This is a genomic window from Paracoccus benzoatiresistens (assembly GCF_026913015.1).
In the GTDB taxonomy this organism is placed as follows: Bacteria; Pseudomonadota; Alphaproteobacteria; order Rhodobacterales; family Rhodobacteraceae; genus Paracoccus; species Paracoccus benzoatiresistens.
This window is the reverse complement of the sequence record NZ_JAPTYD010000096.1, coordinates 1-8,631: the sequence shown is the minus strand read 5'-3', so window position 1 is coordinate 8,631 and position 8,631 is coordinate 1. Positions and strand designations below refer to the sequence as shown.

The following is an 8,631-nucleotide window of genomic DNA, read 5'->3' as shown; positions in this document are numbered from 1 at the left end:
ATCGTCACGCTCCAGCAGCCGAATGCCCCGTGCGTCCTACCCCGGCGGCCCGGTTAGCGCAATTTTTCGAGGTGCCCTAAAGGTAGTGCATTGCATCGACCCTGGCTGGCATGAGCGCAATATCGTCGCGGTGCCACGGCTGCGGCTGCAAACGCAGACGGTCCTCGAAACGCGGCGAGGCCGTGGCAGACCAGAAGCAGGCTGCTCCCGCCGGCCGCAAGGCGCGAATAACCCGGAAAAGCCCATTGGTTTCGTGAAGGCTGGTGTTTTCAGGCCTCACAAGAAAGTCGGGGCCATTGTCGGTGTCCAGAAGCACGAGATCATAGGTATCCGGATTGTGGGCCAGATGACCCTGCACATTCTCGATATGCAAATAGCACCGGGGGTCGCGCAGAGGGTGACCGGCAAGGTGGCCGATATGATCATGGTTCCAGTCAGCCACCACCTGGATCAGTTCGCAGACATGGACTTCCGCGTCCGCGCGCATGACCTCCAGAATGGCGCGTGTTGTATAGCCAAGGCCCAGGCCGCCAATCGGGATACGACGGGGCGCAAAGTCAAGCTGCCTCATGGCTCGCAGGGCAAGCTGGTCTTCTGACTGGTGGTTGAAGCTCGAGATCAGTTCGATGCCGTTATAGCGGATCTCGTAGATTTCGCCGCGGCGGCGCAGATATAGTTCGTCGTCTGACGCTGTGACAGCGCGAGCCATTGTCGTCCAGTGTGTCATGTCAATCCCATGAACAATCATGCCCTCGCAGGAAGCGGCAGGGCGGGAAGGGTTCAGTCGGACTCGGGGTTGCCTCTTGCCTCAGGCGATCAGGCAACCCTCAGACATTGTTGGCACGAAAGCCAACAAGAAGGGGAAAGACCGCCGATGGATTGAAAGACAAATGCATGACCAGACCAGTTCGGCAGGAAGCGCCTTCTCACACCGAACAGCGTTTATGACGTTATGGGGCAGACATTGCAAGAAGCGGGCGCAGGCCTTGCGTTGCGACATCCCACCGAGCCTTCTTTCTCCGCCGCTGCCGTGTTTGCCAGCTGTGCGTACATGCAATTGCTTTTGTTGCCGCGGATGGCCATATAGAGTCCATGACGTACGTGTTGCGACATACTGGGCCACGGCCGAGCATCAAAGGTCCGCTGCTGAACCGCAGCTGACCCCGCAGGGGGCTGGGATCAACCCGGCCACCACTGCGGGGTATCGGCAAACCCTATCCGTATAGTCGAGCGGCTCACACCTATCGCAGAGATGCGATAGTCAGTCCCCGCTTATAGTTCAGCATAATCGTTGCACAATCAGTCCATGCGGCTGGCAATGATCTGAAAGCTCAGGAGGCCGTTGTGTCACCTAATCCAATCCAATTGGATCCGTTCTTTGCGCGTATCCCCTTTCTCTCCCGAGGAACGGCCAGCATTCTTTCCCCTTTCCAGGAGTGGGTCAGGAATGCGGCCCGCCTGGCTATCAAGCGGCGCACCATCAGGTTGCTCGAGAGCCTTGATGATCGGATGCTTGATGACATCGGCCTTTCCCGGAGCCAAATCTCCCGTGTGGTTGATGATCTTATCGCCGATGATCCGCGTCCCGCAGAGGTGCTGCAATCGGGCCGTCGGGCCCTGTCGCAACAAAGAGAGAGTCACGAGGCTGTGCCAAGAACGGCTCTGGCAGCGCCTGCCCGTCCCTTGTCAATCGCGCCGGTCCGGCCCAGGTCCTAAGACATGATGATCTTTGCCCATATCCCGAGGTTCCGGATCTATTCCGGCTCTTTGCTGACGCGGTCTCTGCCCCGGGCAGAGGCGGGCAACTGCTGACGCCTTTTCCCGGGCGCAATCTCCTACCACCGTATCAGTCAGCCGGGCCCATGCCCGATCGGGATCATCATGCGCTACACTTCTCAAGACCGGCTCCGGACCGGAGCAGGGCTCGTCGCCCATCACCACAACCACCTGCCCGCCTTATGCGACATTGCGGCCCTGAGGCCGATCCGCGCCCGTCTGGCAACCTATGACTACTGGCAGCTGAACGAGCACAGGCGTCGGTTTCAGGATATCGGCACCGCGCCATTCTTGCGGCTGGCCCAGCTGATCCGGGCGAAGATGGCCGATGCCGACGTCGTCAGCACCGCCGATGTCGGTCCAGGCGTGGTGACAGGCGACGCACGGGTCAGTTTTGCGATTGAGGCCGGACGGCCGCAGACCCGCACGCTCTATCACTGGCGCTATCCCGAGCACGACCGCAGCCGTCTGGCTGTCGGCACCTATCTGGGCGTGACCCTGATCGGACTTCGCGTTGGTCAGGCCATGACTCTGTTGGACAGCGAAGACGTCGGGGGCAGGGTTCAGGTCCTTGCCGTCGAGGAGCCTGGGGATCTCTATGCCGACCTCAACGACTGACTCAACCTCCCAAGAAAACCACCATTGAAAGGAGACTGTCATGTCTCGATCTCCCCACCGCGCTCGCGCGGTCATCGATGCCAATCATGTCGGCCGTCTCGAATCCCTTGCGGACGCTGCAAGTGCGCGTCTGCCCGACGTCGCCGAGCCGCTTTTCGCGAAGCTTGCCACAGCCAGGATAGCCTCCGGGAGGCAGATGCCTGCCGATGTGGTCACCATGGGCACAGCGCTGACCTACCGGGATGACATCAGCGGCCGCGAGCAGGACGTCATCCTGGTTTGGCCCGAGCTGGCAGACATTGGTCAGGGTGCCATCTCGGTGCTGACACCGATCGGGACTGCCCTTCTTGGCCTGCCCGTCGGCGGCAGTGTCAACTGGATGACACGGACGGGTCATAAACGGGCTCTGACGGTACTGCGCCTTGGCATCGTGTCAGAGGCCGCATGACCTGCATCCTGCCCCTTCACCATAGCTGATCCCCCGGAGGACATATGATGTTTCGTCGCCTCGTTCCCCTGTCCTGCTCCCATTGCGGTGCAGGCATCCCCCGCTCCGCCGCAGGGCGGTGCCCGATCTGCCGAACGGAGTTTGGCGCGTCTTTGCACGCAACAGCGTCCCCACGGGAGGCAGGCCAACCAGTGCTTGTCGGTGACCGACCGGGGTATGCGAGGCTTCCCAACACCACGAGACGGTCTTGAGACATCTTCGCCGGCTGCTTCCCCCGGCTCTCCTTCTTGCAATCCTTCTTGTCATTGATCTTGGCGGACCAGACATCCTGCCACGGCTAGGCATTGCGCATCTGTCCGCCAACGCCCGCAATGTTTTCCATTTCTTGCTCTACCTCGCCTTGGCATGGTTTCTGAGCAGGATCTCGAGCCTGCTCTTGAGCAATTTGCGGCCGCGCAGCGGGCCCATCCCGAAGCTGGTCAAGGACCTCGTATCAGGACTACTGTTCTTAATTGCGATCGTGTCGGGTGTGATCCTGATGCTTGTCACGGCGCCAGCGGTGCCTTGGCTGGCTCGGGGGTCGTGCTCGGATTGGAAGGACCCTTTCGCATCGGTGACTGGGTCGAGGTGGAGAGCTTGGGACGCGGTCGCGTGATCGAGATTGGCTGGCGCACCACTCGGCTTCTGACAAGGGACTTCACCTATGTGATCCTTCCCAACAGTCAGGTCTTTCGGCAGCGGATCGTGAACTACAGCGCGCGCCAAGTTCGGTTTTCCGGGCCCGGCTGGAGTTGGTTCTGGATCACTCCATTCCCGCAGCCAAAGGGGCTGAGATACTGCAGGATGCACTTTTGCATGCGCCATTGATCAAGCAGGCACCGCGTCCGGACATGCGCATCCAATCCATCGGAGCAGATTGGGTGCACTATGCGCTGCGCGATTCGTTGGACCGGTTCGACCACAAGATCGAGTGCCGCGATGCGATCTGGCGTCAGGTGGACAAGGCTCTCCGGAAGGCCGATGCGACAACACCTTTACGCCGGGTGACGGTGATAGAAGAAGTCGCAGCTTCAGCGGACAGGGGACATGCTTTAGGTCAAGGAGTTCGCAAGAGCGAGGAGGTAGTCGTAGATGGCAGCCTCGAGGTCGCCGACGCTGGCGTAACTACCGCGCTGGATGCGCCGCGTCGTGATCTCGGCGAAGAACCGTTCGACCATGTTCAGCCACGACGCGCTGGTTGGCGTGAAATGCAGGTGGAAGCGCGGGTACCTCGAAAGCCAGGTCGTCACCTCCGGGGTCTTGAGGGTCGCGTAGTTGTCCAGCACGAGGTGCACCGCGCGCGACTTCGGCACCTCCCGGTCGATGCGGCGCAGGCATTTCAGGAACTCCTTGCCCAGTGGCGGGGCTGGCATTATGCGATCACCTGGCCTGACTTCACGTCGAGCGCCGCGAACAGCGTGGTCGTGCCGTAGCCCTTGTAGTCATGGGTCATCGTGGCCGCCCGACCCTTCTTGAGCGGCAGCCCCGGCTTGGTCCGATCGAGCGCCTGGATCTGCGACTTCTCGTCGACGCAGAGCACCACCGCCCGCTCCGGCGGGTCGAGGTAGAGCCCGACGATGTCGGTGACCTTCTCCTCGAACAACGGGTCGTCCGAGACCTTGAAGGACTTCGTCAGATGCGGCTTCAGCCCCGCCTCGGCCCAGATCCTCCCCACCCTCGACGGCGAGATCCCGACCACCTCGGCCATCAGGCTGCGGGTCCAGTGGGTAGCATTGGGCGGGCTCTCCTGCACCGTCTTGGTGATCACCTTCAGGCGCGTCTTCCGCGGCAGCGGCGGTACGCGTGACGGCCGGGTCTTGTCGCGCTTCAGACCGTCCACGCCTTCGTCGGAGTAGCGCTCCTGCCAGCGCCAGACGGTGGGCTTCGACGTGTCCGCGCGCCGCATGATCTCGCCCGTGCCGTGACCGTCCGCCGTCGCCAGCACGATCTGCGCTCGCCAGACGAGCTTGCGCGGGGTGTTCCGATCAGCGAGCAGGGATTGGAGTTCGGCTCGGTCGTCAGAGCTCAGGTACAGGCAGATGTCATTGCGTCTCGTGCCCCGACACTGACACGTCCGGCTGCGCCATGGAATCCTCCGCCAGGTGTGGAACACTAGGGGTTTTTCAATGACCTGTCCTGGTTCGGTCGCAAGATTGGCTTCAGGATCTCATCAACAAAATGATCTAACTTCTAAAAAGCACTCTTCTCGCCCCAGAGGCCGGGGCGCGCTGAACGCTTCCCATGGCTGTCGGGCCAAGTCACGGCGGACAGCCGCACGCCATGACCTCTTCTTGCCGCGCCGTGTTGGGCTCAGATCACGCCGAAGGCCAGCATCGGTTCGGCCACGCGCACAAAGCCTGCGATGTTGGCGCCAATCACATAGTCGCCCGGTGCGCCGTATTCGTCGGCCGTGCTGTAGCAGGCGTCGTGGATGTCGCGCATGATCTCAGCCAGCTTGGCTTCGGTCTTCTCGAAGCTCCAACGATCGCGCGAGGCATTCTGCTGCATCTCCAAGGCCGAGGTCGCGACGCCCCCTGCATTCGCCGCCTTGCCGGGGCCGAAGCGGACGCCCGCCTCATGGAAGGCGCGGATTGCCTCGGGGGTCGAGGGCATGTTGGCCCCTTCGCCCACGGCCGTGACGCCGTTGCGGATCAGGGTCTTGGCGTCCTTGCCGGTCAGTTCGTTCTGCGTGGCTGAGGGCATGGCGACCTGGCAGGGCACGTCCCAGATCACCCCGTCGCCCGACTTAACGAAATAGACGCCGTTGCCCGTTCCCTTCAGGCGCAGATAGTCGGACATGCGGCCGCGCCGGACCTCCTTGATCTCCTTCAGCAGGGCTAGGTCGATGCCGCTCTCGTCCACGACATAGCCGCTGCTGTCCGAACAGGCGACGACCTTGCCGCCATAGGACTGCACCTTCTCGATCGTGTAGATGGCGACGTTGCCCGACCCGGATACGACCACGGTCTTTCCATCGAAGTCCTCGCCCTTGGTTTGCAGCATGGCCCGGGTGAAATAGGTGTTGCCGTATCCCGTGGCCTCTTTGCGGGCCAGCGAGCCGCCGTAGAACAGGCCCTTGCCGGTCAGCACGCCCGCCTCGTAGCGGTTGGTCAGGCGCTTGTACTGGCCGAACATGTACCCGATCTCTCGCGCGCCGACGCCGATGTCGCCGGCGGGCACGTCGGTGTATTCGCCAAGGTGGCGGTACAATTCGGTCATGAAGGACTGGCAGAAGCGCATGATCTCGGCATCAGACCTGCCCTTGGGGTCGAAGTCTGACCCACCCTTACCGCCGCCGATCGGCAGCCCGGTCAGGGCGTTCTTGAAGGTCTGCTCGAAGCCCAGGAACTTGATGATCCCGACATTCACCGACGGGTGGAACCGCAAGCCGCCCTTGTAGGGGCCCATGGCCGAGCTGAACTGCACGCGGAAGCCGCGGTTGATGTGCACCCGGTTCTGGTCATCAGTCCAGGGCACGCGAAAGATGATTTGCCGTTCGGGTTCGCAGATCCGCTCGATCAGCGCGCGGTCCAGGTATTCGGGATGCTTCGCCACGACCCGTCCCAGGCTTTCCAGCACCTCCCGCACCGCTTGGTGGAACTCGGCTTCGCCTGCGTTGCGCCGCACGACCTCTTCATAGATGGGGGTCAGCTTGTCGTCGATCTGGACCATGGCCCTGCCCTTCTGTCATTTTGGGCAGTGTGTTAGCCGTTATTTTCGGCAACCTGAATGGGAGGAAGCACAATATCTTGAGCAATGTGTCTTTATATCGGGCAATAAGTCCAAATGCTGCACCTGATCCGATGGGCCGGGGGACGGTTTCTTGAGACAGCGGCGAGCGCTACTTTTTCCAGTGAAGTGGGGGTAGAGCATGGACGACAAGAACGAGATGAAGCCTGGTGCAGCGGAGGCTTCGGTCCCGGCGACGCGCGCCACACGCTGGCGGCGGGGCCGAGGCCGGATCGGGCAAGCGGAAGCTTGCGGCGGTTCAGCGGCTGATGCGGGGCGAGAGCCTGGAGGCTGTCGCGCGAGCTGAACGTTCTGGCGCATCGGCTCTCGGGGCGGTGCGACAGGGTGCTGCTGGCAGGTGAGAGCGCGCTGAAGGAGTGCAAGCGCGACGCGCGTGAGATCGCGCGGCGTGACAGGCGAAGGTGGGCGAGATCACCATGGTCAACGAACTTCTTTACGCCAACATCGACAAGCTGGAGGCGGGCCGCCCTTTGGCCCGAGGGAGGTCGCGGAGATGAGCCGGATGACCTCGCCCTCCCTCCAGCGCCGCTATCCAGTAGTCACCATCTGCCGGCTCTTGGGCCTGTCACGGGCAACCCTCCATCGCCAGCACGTCCGGACGGCGGCAAGCGATCTGCGCGCCCCTCGGCGGCGCGGGCCGCAGGGCGCGGCCAGCGACACCGACCTGCTGGCGGCGATCCAGGAGGTCATCGGGGCCTCGCCCTTCACCGGGGAGGGTTATCGCAAGGTTTGGGCGCGGCTGCGCGTCTGTGGCCTGCGCACGACAGCACGCCGGGTGCGGCGGCTGATGAAGGAGCATGGCCTGCTTGCCCCGCACTGGCCGGCACCGCGGGCGGCGCATCCGCATGACGGAAAGGTCGTGACGGAACGGGTGGATCAGGTGTGGGATGAGCCGGCTTGCGCCACCGGTTCCAGCGAGACGGCGAATGACATGACCGAGACCTTCACCACAGCCGAGGGTCGTGCCTATGTCTTTGTCGCGGTTGACCACTGCTCGGGCGAGTTCGTGGGCATCCACGCCGCCTCCGGCGCCAGCCGGCGGGAGGTGCTGGATCCGATCCGGCAAGGGGTGGCCAGGCACTTCGGCGCGCTCGACAGATCCGGGGTGGCGAGGGTCTCGTCCTGCGCCACGACCACGGCTCGAATGACATGTCGAGTGATTTCCAGCGCGAGATCCAGTTCCTGGGCATGACCAGTTCGTCCGCCTTTGTGCGCCAGCCCGAGGGCAACGGCGTGGCCGAACGGGCGATCCGGACGCTGAAGGAGCAGCTCCTCTGGGTTCGGCACTTCGCCACAGTCGAGGAGCTCCGGCTGGCGCTGGCCGCATTCGCGGCTCTCCACAACGCCAACTGGCTGCGCGAGCGGCACGGGCACAAGACGCCCGACCAGATCCGTGCGGAGCAGAGGACCCTTGAAACCGAAGCCGCCACGGGGTTCAAACTGGCGGCATGACCGGCGCAAAGCACTGTCTCAAAACCGTGCCCCGGTACAGTCTTGGGCGAGCTCCACCGGCTCGGCGAAATGTTGGATCCGGCGAAAGACGATACCGGCCTGATCCTTGATCAGGCCCGCCTGCCAAAGCGGATCGTCAATCGTCGAAAGCCGCCATCCGACAGATCGGCCGCCACGCATGCCCGATCGGATGAGATCGATGACGAAGGGAGCGCTTTCTGATGGTCGTGGCTCGCGTAGCTCTCGGGAACGGGCTGGTTCCGGTCGGTCGCCTGGTTTTTGAGACCGACGGGCGGCGCGCGCATTCCACCTTCATCTATGACCAGGAATGGATCGACAACCCGCGCGGTTTCGACCTCTGCCCGCAGATGCCGCGGACGAGCGCGCCATATCACGCCAGCTCCGGCGGGCGCGACAGCCAGAAGCGCGATGTCATCGCCGGGCCCTTTGCGGATACCTCCCCGGACAGCTCAGGGGAATCGCATATGAACTTGGCGGTCTGAGCGGCGCCCCTTGCGGCTGAGGGCTTGATGGATTCTGGGAGTGGA

10 protein-coding genes and 1 pseudogene are annotated in these 8,631 nt (G+C 62.9%); 8 read left to right on the top strand and 3 right to left on the bottom strand.

Annotated features, from left to right (window positions below):
* Positions 1-76 precede the first annotated feature (76 nt).
* On the bottom strand, positions 77-727 hold the full coding sequence (locus OU682_RS22850) for a spermine/spermidine synthase domain-containing protein (RefSeq protein WP_268944495.1): 651 nt from the start codon (positions 725-727) through the stop codon (positions 77-79).
* A gap of 617 nt (positions 728-1,344) precedes the next feature.
* On the opposite strand from OU682_RS22850, the gene OU682_RS22845 reads away from it, so the two are divergent.
* The 4 genes from OU682_RS22845 (at position 1,345) to OU682_RS22830 (ending at position 3,709) form a co-directional block, all read left to right on the top strand.
* A complete protein-coding gene (locus tag OU682_RS22845; RefSeq protein WP_268944494.1) occupies positions 1,345-1,716 on the top strand; it encodes a DUF1127 domain-containing protein in 372 nt (123 codons plus the stop codon).
* 165 nt (positions 1,717-1,881) lie between these two features.
* Positions 1,882-2,394 carry a GreA/GreB family elongation factor gene (locus OU682_RS22840; RefSeq protein WP_268944493.1) on the top strand — a complete coding sequence of 171 codons (513 nt, stop codon included), beginning with the start codon at positions 1,882-1,884 and terminating at the stop codon, positions 2,392-2,394.
* A 40-nt stretch (positions 2,395-2,434) separates the two neighbouring features.
* The gene (gene rnk, locus OU682_RS22835; RefSeq protein WP_268944492.1) at positions 2,435-2,842 is read left to right on the top strand and encodes a nucleoside diphosphate kinase regulator; all 408 of its coding nucleotides are present in this window, start codon (positions 2,435-2,437) and stop codon (positions 2,840-2,842) included.
* A gap of 405 nt (positions 2,843-3,247) precedes the next feature.
* A complete protein-coding gene (locus OU682_RS22830) occupies positions 3,248-3,709 on the top strand; it encodes a mechanosensitive ion channel family protein (RefSeq protein WP_268944491.1) in 462 nt (153 codons plus the stop codon).
* Positions 3,710-3,960: 251 nt separating this feature from the next.
* On the opposite strand, the pseudogene OU682_RS22825 reads toward OU682_RS22830, so the two are convergent.
* Together OU682_RS22825 and gdhA are read right to left on the bottom strand one after the other, a co-directional pair.
* Positions 3,961-4,973, bottom strand: a pseudogene (locus tag OU682_RS22825) (IS630 family transposase); the annotation flags it as partial.
* A 218-nt stretch (positions 4,974-5,191) separates the two neighbouring features.
* Positions 5,192-6,553: an NADP-specific glutamate dehydrogenase gene (gdhA, locus tag OU682_RS22820; RefSeq protein WP_268944490.1), complete on the bottom strand. Its 1,362-nt coding sequence runs from the start codon at positions 6,551-6,553 to the stop codon at positions 5,192-5,194.
* A 571-nt stretch (positions 6,554-7,124) separates the two neighbouring features.
* Here gdhA and OU682_RS24515 point away from each other — a divergent pair.
* Genes OU682_RS24515 through OU682_RS22800 form a run of 4 tightly spaced genes read left to right on the top strand, consistent with a single transcriptional unit; the run spans position 7,125 to position 8,586 of the window.
* Positions 7,125-7,823, top strand: a complete 699-nt coding sequence (locus tag OU682_RS24515) for an IS3 family transposase (protein ID WP_268944489.1) — start codon at positions 7,125-7,127, stop codon at positions 7,821-7,823.
* Positions 7,781-8,083 (top strand): integrase core domain-containing protein, encoded by a 303-nt coding sequence (locus OU682_RS24510; RefSeq protein ID WP_268944488.1) that lies wholly within the window; start codon positions 7,781-7,783, stop codon positions 8,081-8,083. The genes OU682_RS24515 and OU682_RS24510 overlap by 43 nt, the downstream gene beginning before the upstream one ends.
* A gap of 42 nt (positions 8,084-8,125) precedes the next feature.
* Positions 8,126-8,305, top strand: coding sequence for a hypothetical protein (locus OU682_RS22805; RefSeq protein ID WP_268944487.1), 180 nt, complete (start codon positions 8,126-8,128; stop codon positions 8,303-8,305).
* Entirely contained in the window at positions 8,305-8,586 is a 282-nt protein-coding gene (locus tag OU682_RS22800) for a HipA N-terminal domain-containing protein (RefSeq protein WP_268944486.1), read from the top strand. Before OU682_RS22805 ends, OU682_RS22800 begins: the two co-directional genes overlap by 1 nt.
* The last annotated feature ends 45 nt before the right edge of the window (positions 8,587-8,631 follow it).

What these genes read in the sequence shown, in the direction of transcription:
- gdhA (WP_268944490.1), bottom strand. Translation starts at nt 6,553, where the DNA reads ATGGTCCAGATCGACGACAAGCTGACCCCCATCTATGAAGAGGTCGTG.
- OU682_RS22800 (WP_268944486.1), top strand. Translation starts at nt 8,305, where the DNA reads ATGGTCGTGGCTCGCGTAGCTCTCGGGAACGGGCTGGTTCCGGTCGGT.
- rnk (WP_268944492.1), top strand. Translation starts at nt 2,435, where the DNA reads ATGTCTCGATCTCCCCACCGCGCTCGCGCGGTCATCGATGCCAATCAT.
- OU682_RS22830 (WP_268944491.1), top strand. Translation starts at nt 3,248, where the DNA reads ATGGTTTCTGAGCAGGATCTCGAGCCTGCTCTTGAGCAATTTGCGGCC.
- OU682_RS22840 (WP_268944493.1), top strand. Translation starts at nt 1,882, where the DNA reads ATGCGCTACACTTCTCAAGACCGGCTCCGGACCGGAGCAGGGCTCGTC.
- OU682_RS24515 (WP_268944489.1), top strand. Translation starts at nt 7,125, where the DNA reads ATGAGCCGGATGACCTCGCCCTCCCTCCAGCGCCGCTATCCAGTAGTC.
- OU682_RS22850 (WP_268944495.1), bottom strand. Translation starts at nt 727, where the DNA reads ATGACACACTGGACGACAATGGCTCGCGCTGTCACAGCGTCAGACGAC.
- OU682_RS24510 (WP_268944488.1), top strand. Translation starts at nt 7,781, where the DNA reads ATGTCGAGTGATTTCCAGCGCGAGATCCAGTTCCTGGGCATGACCAGT.